This window comes from Helicobacter sp. TUL (assembly GCF_002287135.1).
In the GTDB taxonomy this organism is placed as follows: Bacteria; Campylobacterota; Campylobacteria; order Campylobacterales; family Helicobacteraceae; genus Helicobacter_F.
The window spans coordinates 1-14742 of sequence record NZ_NESU01000007.1 but is presented as its reverse complement, the minus strand read 5'-3'; the positions used below and the strand labels follow the sequence as shown (position 1 = coordinate 14742).

15 protein-coding genes are annotated in these 14742 nt (G+C 40.4%); 8 read left to right on the top strand and 7 right to left on the bottom strand.

The genetic code is table 11. The features are described from left to right. Nucleotides 1–8: 8 nt before the first annotated feature. Genes B9T66_RS04525 through pheS form a run of 4 tightly spaced genes read right to left on the bottom strand, consistent with a single transcriptional unit; the run spans nt 9 to nt 5658 of the window. Nucleotides 9–983, bottom strand: a complete 975-nt coding sequence (locus B9T66_RS04525) for a type II asparaginase (protein WP_095627801.1) — start codon at nt 981–983, stop codon at nt 9–11. Between the two features lie 12 nt (nt 984–995). Continuing rightward, on the bottom strand, nt 996–2315 hold the full coding sequence (gene aroA / locus B9T66_RS04520) for a 3-phosphoshikimate 1-carboxyvinyltransferase (RefSeq protein WP_095627800.1): 1320 nt from the start codon (nt 2313–2315) through the stop codon (nt 996–998). A gap of 1 nt (nt 2316) precedes the next feature. Then, the gene (pheT, locus tag B9T66_RS04515; protein ID WP_095627799.1) at nt 2317–4707 is read right to left on the bottom strand and encodes a phenylalanine--tRNA ligase subunit beta; all 2391 of its coding nucleotides are present in this window, start codon (nt 4705–4707) and stop codon (nt 2317–2319) included. Next, complete coding sequence (pheS, locus tag B9T66_RS04510; RefSeq protein WP_219350215.1) at nt 4708–5658, bottom strand: phenylalanine--tRNA ligase subunit alpha; 951 nt, start codon at nt 5656–5658, stop codon at nt 4708–4710. A 218-nt stretch (nt 5659–5876) separates the two neighbouring features. Between pheS and coaD the strand changes: the two genes are divergently transcribed. From coaD to B9T66_RS04490, 4 genes are all read left to right on the top strand, one after another. Then, nucleotides 5877–6356 carry a pantetheine-phosphate adenylyltransferase gene (coaD, locus tag B9T66_RS04505; protein WP_095627798.1) on the top strand — a complete coding sequence of 160 codons (480 nt, stop codon included), beginning with the start codon at nt 5877–5879 and terminating at the stop codon, nt 6354–6356. A 9-nt stretch (nt 6357–6365) separates the two neighbouring features. Further along, on the top strand, nt 6366–6977 hold the full coding sequence (gene tmk, locus B9T66_RS04500) for a dTMP kinase (protein WP_257874600.1): 612 nt from the start codon (nt 6366–6368) through the stop codon (nt 6975–6977). Between the two features lie 5 nt (nt 6978–6982). Continuing rightward, nucleotides 6983–7570: a ComF family protein gene (locus B9T66_RS04495; RefSeq protein ID WP_095627797.1), complete on the top strand. Its 588-nt coding sequence runs from the start codon at nt 6983–6985 to the stop codon at nt 7568–7570. A gap of 133 nt (nt 7571–7703) precedes the next feature. Further along, nucleotides 7704–8954, top strand: a complete 1251-nt coding sequence (locus B9T66_RS04490; RefSeq protein ID WP_095627796.1) for an ammonium transporter — start codon at nt 7704–7706, stop codon at nt 8952–8954. On the opposite strand, the gene lspA is transcribed toward B9T66_RS04490, so the two are convergent. Further along, nucleotides 8951–9436: a signal peptidase II gene (gene lspA, locus B9T66_RS04485; RefSeq protein ID WP_374220124.1), complete on the bottom strand. Its 486-nt coding sequence runs from the start codon at nt 9434–9436 to the stop codon at nt 8951–8953. The two genes, B9T66_RS04490 and lspA, sit on opposite strands and share 4 nt — an antisense overlap. Further along, a complete protein-coding gene (gene glmM / locus B9T66_RS04480; RefSeq protein WP_095627795.1) occupies nt 9436–10800 on the bottom strand; it encodes a phosphoglucosamine mutase in 1365 nt (454 codons plus the stop codon). Before glmM ends, lspA begins: the two co-directional genes overlap by 1 nt. A gap of 125 nt (nt 10801–10925) precedes the next feature. Here glmM and rpsT point away from each other — a divergent pair, with 125 nt between their 5' ends. From rpsT to B9T66_RS04460, 4 genes are all read left to right on the top strand, one after another. Beyond that, on the top strand, nt 10926–11198 hold the full coding sequence (rpsT, locus tag B9T66_RS04475; RefSeq protein ID WP_095627794.1) for a 30S ribosomal protein S20: 273 nt from the start codon (nt 10926–10928) through the stop codon (nt 11196–11198). 75 nt (nt 11199–11273) lie between these two features. Then, nucleotides 11274–12341 (top strand): peptide chain release factor 1, encoded by a 1068-nt coding sequence (gene prfA / locus B9T66_RS04470; RefSeq protein ID WP_095627793.1) that lies wholly within the window; start codon nt 11274–11276, stop codon nt 12339–12341. Nucleotides 12342–12375: 34 nt separating this feature from the next. Then, nucleotides 12376–13155, top strand: coding sequence for a 4-hydroxy-tetrahydrodipicolinate reductase (dapB, locus tag B9T66_RS04465; RefSeq protein WP_095627792.1), 780 nt, complete (start codon nt 12376–12378; stop codon nt 13153–13155). Between the two features lie 29 nt (nt 13156–13184). Continuing rightward, nucleotides 13185–14336: an aminotransferase class V-fold PLP-dependent enzyme gene (locus B9T66_RS04460; protein ID WP_095627791.1), complete on the top strand. Its 1152-nt coding sequence runs from the start codon at nt 13185–13187 to the stop codon at nt 14334–14336. A gap of 26 nt (nt 14337–14362) precedes the next feature. Here B9T66_RS04460 and B9T66_RS08855 read toward each other — a convergent pair. Continuing rightward, the coding region (locus B9T66_RS08855) for a hypothetical protein (protein ID WP_180763335.1) at nt 14363–14742 on the bottom strand (380 nt) is incomplete at its 5' end.

Here is a 14742-nt window from a genome sequence, read left to right as displayed (position 1 = left end):
TTTCTGTATTAAATATGTTCAAAAATTTGTCTTATCTCTGTGGGATTTTGCGTGTGTATCAATGCCAAAGCAAGAAGCACTCTAGCCTTTTGCGGATTAAGATCACACGCACCAATAAACCCAAGCATAGAATCTTGCTCACTCACTCGCACAATCCCAGCACCTACTCTCGTGCTTTGCACCACGACCAAACCTTGTTGCATAAGAGTTTGTAGCATTGCCTTATGAGAGTGGTGTATATTTCCTGCGCCACTTCCTGCTACTACAATCCCTTGTGTCCCATGCTCATACAACGCCTTTGCAGCCACTGCCGATCCATCATTGGCATATGAATACAAAATATCGACCTTTGGGAGTTGGGTGATTGTATCAAGACAAAATTGCGCCTTGTGCATAGCAAAAGGTGGATTATAAAAATACGCCCTATCATCTATCACATATCCCAAATCACCAGTATTTGAGCAAGAGAAAGCATCAAGATTATGTGTGTGGGTTTTGCTCACATAGCGCGCACTTTGAATCCTCTCATTCATTACAATCATCACACCTCTATGCTTAGCATTTATATCCTTTGCAACTACAATAGCACTATAGAGATTCTTTATGCCATCAGCGCTTAAGGCAGTATTTGGGCGCATAGCTCCGGTAAAAACAATGGGCTTATCACTCCTAGTTACCAAATGCAAAAAAAATGCACTCTCTTCCATAGTATCGCTTCCGTGCGTGATGACTATACCCTCAATATCCTCTTGTGCCAAAAGCGTATTGACACGATGTGCTAATTGCAACCACAATGTATCACTCATATCAGCACTATCGACATTAACAATTTGCTCACACATACATTCAGCAACACTATTTATCTCCGGCAAAGCCTCTAAGAGCGTTTGGACACTAAGCACCCCTGCTTTATACCCTGTAGTTTGAATCTTGGCATGAGCAACCCCTGCGATTGTCCCACCCATGCCCAAGATAGCAATCATTGCACAATACGCTTAAGAATGTGTTTGGGTAGATTCTACGCGCGTAAATTGCAAAAGAATCTCCAAAAAGTTTGGAAATGACACATCAATACACGCACTATCTCGTATCTCCACACCGCACACAAGCCCTGCTATGGCAAAACTCATCGCGATTCTGTGATCACCTTGCGAATCCACACTTGCGCGTTTTAACTCTCCGCCTTGCACGCTAAAACCATCTTCAAATTCCTCGCACTCTATGCCCATAGCACGCAAGCCCTCAATAGTTGTTGTGATTCTATCGGATTCTTTGACACGCAATTCTTTGGCATTGCGCACAATGCTTTTTCCCTTTGCGCACGCAAACGCAATACTAAGCGCTGGAATCTCATCAATAAGCCACGCGATATTATGCGCAACCTCTATAGCACTAAGCGGTGCATAACGCACTTCAATATCGCCTATGTCCTCATATTGTGAATATTTGCGCGTGTAGGAAATCTTTGCACCCATTTTTTTGAGAATCTCAAAGGCTTCTATGCGCGTAGGATTGAGTAAGACATTTTCTAGCACGACATGAGAATCTGGCACGATACACGCTGCTAGTGCAAAATAAAAGGCGCTAGAAGGATCAGCAGGAATACGCATTTTAAACGCATGGAGTTTCTTACCCTTTGGAAGTGGATCAAAGCTTATATGTATGCCATTTGAATCATGATGTGTCCTAAACTCCACACCCATACCTCCTAGCATACGCTCGGTATGATCGCGGCTTAATAGTGGTTCGCTAAAAGTATTGTGTGCATTACTATAAAGCCCTGCAAGAATCATAGCGCTTTTTACCTGTGCTGAAGCGATGTTACTTACATAAGAAAAACCTTGCAATTCCCTGCCAATGATACTTAATGGCGCCAAAGAATTATGACAACGCCCATAAATTTTTGCACCGATATTTGTCAATGGCTCGATAATACGCTTCATTGGGCGTTTGTTGAGATACATATCACCGCTTAGCACAAAATAGCCTTGCACACCTGCCAAAAGCCCCGCATATAAACGCATGCCTGTCCCTGCATTGCCGCAATCAAGCACATCACTTGGCTCAACAATACCATCTTTTGGTGGGATAAAACGCATACAAGTAGATGATATATGCTCAACCTCTAATCCCAACTGAGAAGCAATCTTAAGCGTGTGGAGTGTATCTTCACCCAAGAGATAATTTTCTACCTCGCACGCCCCATCACACAAAAGCGAGAAAATCGCGCAACGATGAGAAATGGATTTATCCGCTGCAATCGTATTAATGGCACTTGAAAATGTCTGTGCCTTATCAATTTTTGTGATGCGCATATTATGCCTTAAGCTTTGCACCAAATTCTTGCTCTAGCACTGCTAGTGCATGTTGTGTAGCCTCTAGCAAATCTTGCTCTTGGAGTGTTTTTGTCATAGACTGCAACACAAGCCGTATGCTAAGTGCGACTTGTGAATCTAAGTCTTGAGTAAAAATATCCATAGGATAAAGATTTAGCAAGTGAGGAATATTTGCCTTAAGCAGTGCTTCTCTAATGCGATAAAACGGAATCTTAGAATCTATAAGCACGGTGAGATCACGCTGGGATTTTTGGTATTTTGAAAATTCCTTGGCATGAGTGAGATGATGTGGCGTAGAATCTAGTGCGATCTCACATACAAAACCATCTCCTAAACCAAGCTTTGGATGAAGTTTTGCAATAAATCCTATGCACTCATCACCCTTATAGACAAAACCACTTTGAAATGGGTGCAAAATATGGGGCTCACCACGAAAACCAAACTTAGCGAAATTTTGCGCTTTGTGTGGGTGTGTGGAGGCATTTTGTAAGCTAAATTCACCAATAGCATTTTTAATAAGCGCGCTAAAACTAAAAATATCCCACTTCACGCCTTTGGGATATGGATAATGCTCCCCTTCTCTTTCCCCACAAACAAAGACATTCAGGCGTTGGCTTTCTTCACGCTTTTGGGTATATACAGCACCTATTTCAAAAAGCCCGATACTTTTATATCCCAAATTAAGATTACGCCTTGTGCTAGCGATCATATGCGGAATAAGACTTGTGCGTAGCGTATCAAGCTCGGACACAATAGGATTTAAAAGCCCAAGTTCAGAATCTATCTGCACAAAACCATATTCCTCTAAATCTTTTGAAGAAGCAAACACATAATGAATGCACTCATAAAGTCCCTGTGCCAAAAGCGAATGAGCCAAATTCCTACGATATGTATAGAATCTATAATGCGTATTAAGCACAAGATTCTCTCTAAAAGCCAATGGCTTAGCACGAATAGAATCTATGCCATAAAGGCGTAAAATTTCTTCAGCCAAATCCTGCATATCCGCAATATCGTGGCGATAATTTGGCACTGTCACCATAAAGAAATTTTCATCACAAGTAACATCAATCTCAAAATTTAAGCGTTTTAGAATCTCAGTCATTTCCTCTGGGCTAAGCGTATTGCCAATGATTTGATTAATGGTTTGAAAAGTGGTTTTAATCTTATGTTCTTGCTCATGGTGGGTAATATTGTGTGTGCCCGAATACAATAACACATCACCGCACTCTAGCATACACTGACACAAAAAGTTCATACCTTGATCAAGATTAGGATTGCTCCCACGAGTGCTTCTGTAGGTAAGTGAGGGTTTGCATTCTGGCTTATTATCATGGATAATTTCTGAAATCACAAGTGGTGGCACATAGCTTGCCTCCAAAATTAGAATCTCGGATTTTACATCGCAAGTAATTTCATCACAGGTTATACCTATTTGGGAGAGAATCTTATCTTGTGCGCACACAATTTCTATACCAGATTCATCTTTTTTGATAGAAAGCTGTGCTTGGAGGGAATTTGTGTCTGCCCCACGCAAACGACATTCATCTAAACGATAGGCATTAAGAATCACCCCTGTCATATATGTAGCATATTCCAAGAAATTTTGAATCACATTATCTTTAAGCGCATCTGTATAAGCAAGAATTAACGACATCGATACAGATGGGCAAAGCTCTCTTATCTCAATAATCCGATACAACAAATGTGAATACAATGTATTTTCGGTAAATACACCAAGCACACGCCCAAGTCCTATGCTTAGGATATTATCCGCATCATTAATGGGTTTTAGGCGCAAATCAAAACACGCACTAATATCTCTTGCAATCCCAAGAACACTAAGGCAATCGCCCCTATTAGGGGTAATGGAGACTTCAATGACATAATTATCAAAAAGCTCTAATTCTCGCAATTCCTTGCCTAAGGTAAGGATTCCAGCACTCTTATCAAGCACCATAATACCATCATTGATTTTTGGTAAGCCAAGCTCTGTGCTTGAGCAAATCATTCCACAACTTTCCACATCGCGCAACATCGTGCGTTTGATTTCTAGCTCCTCGCCCTTGGCATTACGCACCACAGAACCCTCTAGTGCTACTGCGACAAATTGATCTTTGGCAACATTTTTGGCACCACACACAATTTGTAGCACTTGAGATCCTACATCAACCTCACACACATTGAGTTTATCCGCATTTGGATGAGGAGTTTTAGTCAGCACCTTTCCAACAACAACCTTATTCGGAATCTCTATATGCGTAACACCCTCAACCTCTAACCCAATATCATTAAGCTTCGCACAAAGCTCCTGAAGAGAAATCGCGCTAATATCGACAAACTTTGATAATAAATGCTTGGTGATAATCATCTAAAACTGCTCCAATACTCTTAAATCTGTTTCAAAAAAACTTCGTAAATCATTCACTCTATGTAGCAACATAGCAAAGCGCTCCACACCCAAACCAAACGCATATCCACTAACATTTTCATAGCCCACAGCCTTAAAAACATTGCTATGCACTACACCACAGCCCAACACCTCAAGCCAACCTGTGTGAGAGCACACTCTACACCCTGCTCCGTCACAAAAAACACACGAGATATCTACTTCTGCGCTTGGCTCCGTAAAAGGAAAGAAACTCGCACGAAAACGCACACGCACATCGCCAAAAATATAACGCAAAAAATCCTCCAAAATAAATTTGAGATTTGCAAAGCTAATCTTTCCTGCCTCATCAACCACAAGTCCCTCAACTTGATGAAACATTGGTGAATGCGTCAAATCATAATCCCTACGAAACACGCTACCTGGTGCTATCACGCGAATAGGTAAAGAGTGGGATTCCATAGTGCGAATCTGCACCGGTGAAGTATGCGTGCGAAGCAAAAAAGAATCTTTGAAATAAAACGTATCTTGCATATCCCTAGCTGGGTGAAATTTGGGTAGATTCAATGCTTCAAAATTATGAAAATCATCTTCAACCAACGGACCACTTTGGATAGAAAAACTCATATTGACAAAATAATCAATAATCCTATCTAATACTTGTGTGATAGGATGTCCAAAGGATCGAGAATGTAGTGTGTTAAAAAGCGATACATCAATGTATTCTTGCTCAAGCTTTGCATTTAGTTCCAAAGTCGTGAGAATCTGCTTTTTTTCTTCATAGAGTGTTTCAAATGTATTTTTTAACGCATTTAGTTTTTGGGCTACACTTTTTTTGCTCACCTCATCTAAATCTCGTAATGCACTAAAATATGTAGTAAGCTTGCCTTTTTTGCCTATTATGTGGATACGAAAAGTTTCCAACTGCTCCATTGTTTTGATCGTATCAAAACTCTGCTGTATTTCATTATCTAGCTTTTCAATCTCTGCTAACACGCTTCACCCTTGCTTGTAAAATAAGTCGCAATTGTAACACACAAAACTTTATTTAAAACTTTTTGGCTATGCTTAGATTCTAAGCTTTAAGCACTCTTGTATTACAATAAAAGTGTTTTTTGGATTTTTCTATACCAAATATGAGGTCATCATTTATGCATAAAATAGCCATATATCCGGGAACATTTGATCCAATTACCAATGGACATTTAGACATTATCAAGCGTTGTGTTGGAATCTTTGATAAGGTTATTGTTGCTGTAGCAAAAAATCAAACTAAGCACCCGATGTTTAGCCTTACTCAACGCCTTGAGATGATACGACTTGCACTAGATTCTATGCCCAATGTGGAGGTGGAAGGATTTGATTGTTTATTAGCAGAATTTGCAAAATCAAAAAAATCAAATGTGCTTATACGAGGACTTAGGGCGGTGAGTGATTTTGAATACGAACTCCAATTAGGATATGCCAATACCTCCTTAAATCCAGATCTTGATACTATGTATTTTATGCCAAGCCTCCAAAATGCTTTTATTAGCTCTTCTGTAGTGCGATCTATTATTATCCATAAAGGGCAAATCTCTCATATGGTGCCACAAGCCGTGTGTGAGTATATCCAAACACACACAAAATAAGGAATATCTATGCACCCACAAAACCTCTCATTCTCAACCCCAAAAAGTGGCATATATGTTGCACTAGAAGGCATTGATACTTCTGGCAAAAGTACACAACTTGAGGCTCTTAGTAGCTATTATCCTCAAGCGATTATCACCAAAGAACCCGGTGGGAGTAAAATAGGGCAATATATACGAGAGATGATTTTACACACGCCCAATCTCGATAGCTTTTGTGAGTTTTTTTTATTTTTGGCAGATCGCGCCCAACACTACCACGAAGTGCTAAAGCCCAATTTAGATTCTCAAAAACTCATCATCTCTGATCGGAGCTTAATCTCTGGCATTGCCTATGCAAAAGATATCCCTCAAGCCATTGCATACAATCACGCAAGTATGAGGGGCATAAAACCGCATTTGTGTATTCTTTTATCCCTTGATGAAGCAAGTCTAAGGGCACGATTAGGGCAAAAAACACACGACAAAATTGAGGAGCGTGGTATCGCCTATATGCTTGAGATTCAAACAAGACTGCAAAGATTTTGTGCATTACTAGAAATACGCACACTCACACTAGATGCAACCCTCCCTAGAGAACAAATTACACAAGCAATTGTGCGTGAGATTAACGCGCTTTAGTAATTATGCGATGCCTTGTATGTGCAAATCTGAGCCTAAAACCTATTTGCAAAAAATGCCTAGATTCACTCCCCATACACCCTACCTCAAGAGTGCTTGAATGCGGACTTAAGGTCTATAGTTTTTTTGGACTAAGCGATATTGCACCGCTGCTTTATAGCAAATATCATCGTTTTGGCTCACGCGTTTTGACACATTTGGCGCGACATTGCGCACGATATTTTTTTGCCAAAGCCTCTTTGCACCCACAAACCATTGCTATAGGTTTAGATGATGTCCCTCGTGGCTTTTATGCACACACTGCAATCATTGTCAAAGAATTCTGCAAGGCTTCCAACAAGACATTACACCCACAATATGGCACACTCATTGCCCAAAACCCCATAAGCTATGCTGGTAAAAGTTTGGCATTTCGCCAAAAGAATCCACGCAATTTCCTCTATAAACCAAAGCTCCATAACACGCACAAGGAAGTCATTATCTTTGATGACATTATCACCTCTGGTCTCACACTAACCCAAGCATACCAATGCCTAACAACGCACGATGTCCGTGTGCTTTTTGCACTAACACTCGCAGATTCTAAACTCTAAGCACTATATAAACCTCCATGCACAAACCCTCACAAAGCACCTACCAAACGCGATTGTATACCTTATATTTAAGTTATTATTAAGAAAGCTTGTCTTATTATCCGCGCGTTATTTTACCCCCAAAGGATATGCTATGAACGCAACAAACACAAGTTTCCTTATGCTTTGTTCCTTACTAGTGTTACTTATGACTCCGGCGTTGGCTATGTTTTATTCAGGTATGGTAAAAAGCAAAAACACGCTAAATACCATTATGAATTGCTTTATTGTCTTTGGTGTGATTACCCTGCAATGGGTTGCCATAGGATTTTCTCTTGCATTTGGCGAAGATAGTGGGTCTGGTATCGTAGGATCACTAGAAAATCTTGGATTAGTAGGCATTAGTGGCTATGATGAAAATGGTGTGCCTCATATCTTGCATGTCATTTTTCAAATGATGTTTGCCCTCATTGCTTCAGCCATTATCACTGGATCTCTTGTGGGGCGTATAAAACTTGGCGTTTTGGTCATCTTCCTCATTTTTTGGAGCACCATAGTCTATGATCTATTAGCACATATGATTTGGAGTGAAAAAGGCTTTTTGCTTGTGCGTGGTGGTTTGGACTTCGCTGGTGGTGGCGTTGTGCATGTAAGTGCTGGTGTAGCAGGTCTTGTAGGAGCATTAATTGTGGGTGCGCGCAAAGAAGAGGATAACTATCATATCTCTAGTGGTGCGCATTCTGTGCCATACACATTTTTAGGAGCAGTGCTTTTATTTATTGGTTGGCTAGGATTTAATGCCGGAAGTGCAGGTGGTGTCAATGAAATTGCTGTTAATGCGTTCGTGGTAAGTATCATCTCTGCAGCAAGTGGCTTTTTGGCTTGGGTTTTGCTAGAGTGGGCTATACACAAGCGTCCAACTATTTTGGGTAGCTTAAGCGGGCTTGTAGCTGGACTTGTGGGTATCACTCCAGCATGTGGATTTGTGGGAATCTACTCAAGTATTTTCATCGGCGCTATTGCCGCAATCGTGTGCTATATGGGACTTAGTTTTATCAAAAATAAGCTCCGATGGGACGACTCACTTGATGCATTTAGTTTGCATGGCATAGGAGGTGTATGGGGCGGTATCGCTACTGGACTTTTTGCAAGTAGCAAGGTTAATCCACAAGCCACAGGCGAAGGCACATTGGGTGAAGGATTATTTATTAGCGGTAGCTATCATCTGTTTTTAGAGCAACTTTTTAGCATTGTCGTGTGTATTGTATTTTCAGCGATTGTAAGTTTTATGATTTTTAAAATCATAGCACTTTTTACAGATTTGCGTGTATGTGAAAATATTGAGGCACAGGGCTTAGATATAGCACTTCATGGTGAGCAAGCCTATACAATGAAAGATCATTAAGGTTTTCGTGGCGCACGCCACGCTTGCCATACCAAAAGCACAACACCTACATCAATCATCACATCAGCAAAATTAAAAATCGCAAATTCAAAGCCATAATGCCAAAACACATAATCCACCACGCCTCCGTGTATGAATCTATCTAGCACATTACTTGCACCTGCACCCAAGATAAGCCCAAATGGCACATAATGCCTCTCTATAAACCCTCCATAGATGATAAGTCCGCATAATGCCACAAGTATAATACTTTGAATATATTTAAGATATATGCCCAAAAATGCAAACATAGAAAATGCCACTCCATCATTATACACAAGGGCATTACCACCCAAAGTAATCACATAAGAATCAAAACTAAATCCCTGCAAAAACACATACTTTAGCCACTGATCCACCCCAAAAATACCAATGCCAATACCAAACATAATAAGAATCTTGCCAAGATTCTTGGTGGGTGCAATACAAAGCTTACGCCACATTAGCCTAACTTTGCTCTAAAAAAGTTCGCAAGATCTTGGATTTGTGTTTTGACACTTTTGGAGTTTTTCCCTTCTATTAAGATTCTTAGCTTGTTTTCTGTGCCAGAATAACGCACCAAATGGCGATTGCCAGATTCACTTATCAAACCTAGTTTCTCTTGCAATCCTGCAATTTGATCCAATGGCAGCTTTTGGGAAACATTAAGATTTATTATTTCGCTTGGATACAACGCAAAAGGATTAAGAGCAAGGGAAGATTTTTTGCCACTTTGTTTGATATAGGCTAATACTTGCAATGCCGATACAAGTCCATCACCCGTCTTTGCATAATCCCCAAAAATAATATGCCCACTATTTTCTCCGCCAAAATTTGCTCCACATTTTTGCATGCTCTCTATTACATACTTATCGCCCACATTACAACGCTCCAAACCAATGCTATGGCTTTTTAAGAACTCTTCTAGCGCAAGATTACTCATAAGTGTCGCAACAATTTTATCGCCTCGTAACATATTATTTTGTTTTTGATATAGCGCCAAAGCACCAATAAGCTTATCACCATTTACAACCTCACCTTCACTATCCACTACCACAAGTCTATCTGCATCGCCATCGAGTGCAAAACCTATATCAGCGCGATATCGCTTGACTTCTTGTGCAAGGTTTTGAGGATACATCGCGCCACATTGTTCATTGATATTATGTCCATTTGGCTCATCATTAATCATAATCGCATCAGCTCCAAGCTCCCTAAAAATAGTCGGTGCAACCTTGTATGCCGAACCATTTGCGCAATCACACACAATTCTCATACCTTGTAATGTAAGGTGCTTGGGGAAAGAATTTTTGATATGCACGATATAGCGCCCAATGACATCATCGATACGCTTTGAGCTACCAATCTCACGACCAACTTTGAGCGAGGCGTTGAGCAACTCTTCATCATAATAATTATCCTCTATGCTTGTTTCTGAATCTTCATCAAGTTTGTAACCTAGATGATTAAAAAACTTTATCCCGTTGTCATCAAAAGGATTATGACTGGCACTAATCATAATCCCCGCATCACAGCGCATATCTTCTGTCAAAAACGCAATCGCTGGAGTAGGCATAGGTCCTACTTGAATCACATCATAGCCTACAGAAGTGAGGCTGGAAACAAGAGCATTTTCTACCATATAACCGCTTCGGCGCGTGTCTTTGCCTACGAGGATTTTATTGCTACGAATTGCTTGGGAAGCTTGTTGGAAATAAATTCCTGCACTTGCACCTAGTTTAATCACAGAATATGGCGTCAAAAAACGACCTGCCTTACCACGCATACCATCAGTCCCAAAGATTTTTTCTCTTTTTGCCTTGCTCATTGACTACTCCCCAAAGATTTGTAAATCTCTAATAATCCTAACAGATTCTAAGACTTAAACTCTCTTTAAATAAATTTTGGTAGAATTTTGCCCTACATTTTTTTATAAAAGGATTAACTAGACCCATGGCAAATCATAAATCTGCACAAAAACGCATTAGACAAACAAAAACAAGAACTGAACGCAACCGCTACTACAAAACTAAACTCAAAAATATGGTGCGATCACTACGAGAAGCAGTAGAATCTAAAGATGTTACAAAAGCTCAAGAATGCCTAAAAGTAGCTAACAAAGAGATTCACAAACTTGTTAGCAAGGGAATTCTAAAGAAAAATACAGCAGCTAGAAAAGTATCACGACTAAACGCAAGCGTCAAAAAAATTGCCCAAAGTGCTTAATCTAAAGCATAATGGGTTTATACAATTTGGTGTGTAGTAACTTAATATAATTAGTAAGTTAGGTATCAAAATCAAATGTTAGTGAGTAAGCTTCAACCCATTATCGCGCGCTATGATGAGATTAGCACACTCTTACAAACTCCCGAGATTCTGCATGATATCCAAAAGCTAAAGACTCTTAGTAAAGAACAAAGCGATATAGAATCTCTTGTGCAAAAAGCACGCCAATACATACAAATCCTAGATGATATAGAACAAAACAAGCAACTTTTAGAGGATAAGGAATTAGGGGAGCTTGCCAAAGAGGAATTAAAAAGCCTTGAAACCCAATCCAAAGAAATCGAAGAAGAAATAAAAATCCTCTTAATTCCCAAAGATCCAAATGATGATAAAAATATTTACCTAGAATTGCGTGCCGGAACAGGTGGCGATGAAGCCGGAATCTTTGTAGGGGATTTGTTTAAAGCCTATTGTCGCTATGCAGATTTGCAAAAATGGAAAGTAGAAATCATTAGCTCAAGTGAAAATAGTGTCGGTGGATACAAAGAAGTCATCGCACTTATTAAGGGCAAAGGCGCATATTCAAGGCTCAAATTTGAGGGTGGTACACACAGAGTGCAGAGAGTCCCAGAGACTGAATCTCAAGGGCGCATACACACTTCTGCTATTACCGTTGCGATTATGCCAGAAGTCGATGATGTGCAAGTGCATATCAATCCCAATGACCTAAAAGTCGAAGTCTTTCGTGCAGGGGGACATGGTGGGCAAAGCGTCAATACCACAGATTCGGCGGTGCGTATCACACACATACCTACAGGTATTAGCGTTTCTATGCAAGATGAAAAATCCCAACACAAAAACAAAGACAAGGCAATGAAAATCCTCCAAGCTAGAATCTATGAAGCCCAGCTCCAAGAACAGCTCGATCAAAACGCCACCGCACGAAAAAATCAAGTAGGTAGCGGAGATAGAAGCGAGCGCATACGCACATATAATTATCCTCAAAATCGCCTAAGCGATCATCGTATCAACCTCACGCTATATTCTTTAGAAGAAATTATGCTTTCTGGCAATCTTGATTTGGTGATAAACCCCCTTATTACCGCAGCACAAAGCGAAGCTATGAGCAATCAAACAACATAAGGGATTCTCTCATTTTGACACTAAGGAGATACAAATGCTACAAGTTGGAATTTTTGGGGCAAGTGGGCGTATGGGATCATTGCTTATCCAAGAAGTATCAAAAGATGAGAATCTACAGCTAAGTAGTGTATATGCGCGTGATAACACACAAGAGCTTTATGCACAAAACCTTCCTGTAGCACAAACTATCAAAGACTTTTTAGATTCTTGTGCGTGTATTATTGATTTTTCCTCCAAAGAGGGTAGCTTGGAGCTTATGCAGACGGCTAAAAATCACCATATATACAAACCTATGGTGATAGGCACAACAGGATTTTCACAAGAAGAATTTGATATGCTCCAAGCCCTAAGCACACACTGCCCGATTCTATATGCAAGCAATACGAGTATGGGTGTAGCGATACTTGCAAAAATCTCTGCCATAGTCGCACAAACACTCAAAGATAGCGATATTGAGATTGTTGAATATCACCACAGACACAAAAAAGATGCGCCAAGCGGCACAGCACTTACACTTGCACAGGCGTGTGCAGAAGCTAGAGGACTAGATTTGCAAAAAGTTCGCGTGAGTGGGCGTGATGGTATCATAGGAGCACGAAGCAAAGATGAAATAGGCGTGATGAGTATACGCGGGGGCGATGTGGTAGGCAAACACAATGTGGGATTCTATCTTGATGGCGAATACCTTGAGCTCACACATAATGCCACAAGTCGTTTGACATTTGTCAAGGGCGCTATTTGTGCGCTCAAATGGTTGGCTACTAAACCAAATGGTCTATATACCATACAAGATTCACTAGGTCTTAATGCATAATCTAGCATGTCGTTTATGCATTGTATTTAATGGATAGAATCTACCTTGATAATGCCGCTACAAGCTTCCCTAAAGCACCGGGTGTAAAAGAAGCAGTATGTGCCTTTATGGAAAACATAGGGGCAAGTCCGGGGCGAAGCACACACGCGCTTTCTATAAAATCTGGACAAATCTTATATCAATCTCGAGAGTTTTTAGCGGATTTATTGGGATTGCGAGATTGCAAAAGGGTATTTTTTACATACAATGCCACAATGGCGATAAACACACTTTTGCAAGGCTTTTTGCGTCCAAATGATATTGTTGTTACCACACAAATGGAGCATAATGCGCTTATGCGCCCACTTCACGCCCTCCAAAAACGCTTAAACCTTACTATCCTACAAATCCCTTGCACACCACTTTGCGAACTAGACTTAGAATCTGCTAGGAGATTGCTAAAAGGCGCTAGACTTCTAGCTTGTGCACATGTCAATAATGTCAGCGGTGCAGTAATCCCACTTAAAGAACTTAGCGCCTTGGCAAGAAGTGAGGGCGTGAAATTTTTGCTCGATGGCGCCCAAAGTGTAGGCTGTATGGAAATGTATGATGTCATGCAAGAAGTAGATTTTTTGGCTCTTAGCGCACACAAAGGGCTTTTATCGCCTATGGGTGTGGGTGCGCTACTCATACATGATGATTTTGATATGCAAACTTTAGAGCCACTTGTATTTGGTGGCACAGGTAGTGCGAGTGAAGAGGAGATTCAGCCAATATTTTTGCCCGATAAGTTTGAGAGTGGCACACCAAATATGCACGGCATTGCAGGGCTTTGTGCTGGGATTCAATGGCTCAAAAAACATGGCATAGCACAAATTCACACACACGAACTAGCCTTGCGTAATGCCCTTGTTGATGGGTTAAAGTCTCTCAAAAATGTCAAACTCTATGAAGTGGCAAACCCCGCTAATGCGACACTTTCAATTGATATTAAACATAAAAGCATTACAGAAGTGGGATTAAGGCTTGATAGAGAGTTTGGGATTGCGGTGCGTGTGGGATTACATTGCAATCCTGCAACACACAAAATCTTAGGAAGTTTTGCCAAGGGTGGTAGCATAAGGATAAGCGCTGGAGCATTTACCACACATGCAGATATAGAATCTTGCATAGCGGCTATCCACACAATCACACAAACCTAAGCCTATCGATATATACCAAGCCGCTATTAACGCTTCGCGATAAGCAAAAAATGTGGATACCAAAGCTTAGGTATATAAAAATATTGCGTATGATACCCAAGCTCCTCTAAATCCCTAGCAAGATCATGAGGATATATACTCCGCACACGTTCACCATTTATCAATAAATCGTGCATGGCATTAGCAAAATTCCCAAACCGATGCGTTGCATCAATATCCTTAATAACAACATAACGCGTTTTAGAAGTAAGATTATGTAAGATATTCTGCCAAGCCTTAAGATTCAAATGATGCAACACATCACTTGCAAAAAACATATCAGGCTCTTTTTTCATAGAATCTAAATCCCAAAGGCAAGTAATATTAGAATATTTGAGAGGTGGTGTATAAGTCTTATAAATAGAAT

Bases quoted from the DNA above. Each gene is read 5' to 3' on its own strand.
- B9T66_RS04525 (WP_095627801.1), bottom strand. From the start codon at position 983: ATGATTGCTATCTTGGGCATGGGTGGGACAATCGCAGGGGTTGCTCAT.
- coaD (WP_095627798.1), top strand. From the start codon at position 5,877: ATGCATAAAATAGCCATATATCCGGGAACATTTGATCCAATTACCAAT.
- pheT (WP_095627799.1), bottom strand. From the start codon at position 4,707: ATGATTATCACCAAGCATTTATTATCAAAGTTTGTCGATATTAGCGCG.
- tmk (WP_257874600.1), top strand. From the start codon at position 6,366: ATGCACCCACAAAACCTCTCATTCTCAACCCCAAAAAGTGGCATATAT.
- glmM (WP_095627795.1), bottom strand. From the start codon at position 10,800: ATGAGCAAGGCAAAAAGAGAAAAAATCTTTGGGACTGATGGTATGCGT.
- rpsT (WP_095627794.1), top strand. From the start codon at position 10,926: ATGGCAAATCATAAATCTGCACAAAAACGCATTAGACAAACAAAAACA.
- dapB (WP_095627792.1), top strand. From the start codon at position 12,376: ATGCTACAAGTTGGAATTTTTGGGGCAAGTGGGCGTATGGGATCATTG.
- B9T66_RS04495 (WP_095627797.1), top strand. From the start codon at position 6,983: ATGCGATGCCTTGTATGTGCAAATCTGAGCCTAAAACCTATTTGCAAA.
- pheS (WP_219350215.1), bottom strand. From the start codon at position 5,658: ATGGAGCAGTTGGAAACTTTTCGTATCCACATAATAGGCAAAAAAGGC.
- lspA (WP_374220124.1), bottom strand. From the start codon at position 9,436: ATGTGGCGTAAGCTTTGTATTGCACCCACCAAGAATCTTGGCAAGATT.
- B9T66_RS04490 (WP_095627796.1), top strand. From the start codon at position 7,704: ATGAACGCAACAAACACAAGTTTCCTTATGCTTTGTTCCTTACTAGTG.
- aroA (WP_095627800.1), bottom strand. From the start codon at position 2,315: ATGCGCATCACAAAAATTGATAAGGCACAGACATTTTCAAGTGCCATT.
- prfA (WP_095627793.1), top strand. From the start codon at position 11,274: ATGTTAGTGAGTAAGCTTCAACCCATTATCGCGCGCTATGATGAGATT.
- B9T66_RS04460 (WP_095627791.1), top strand. From the start codon at position 13,185: ATGGATAGAATCTACCTTGATAATGCCGCTACAAGCTTCCCTAAAGCA.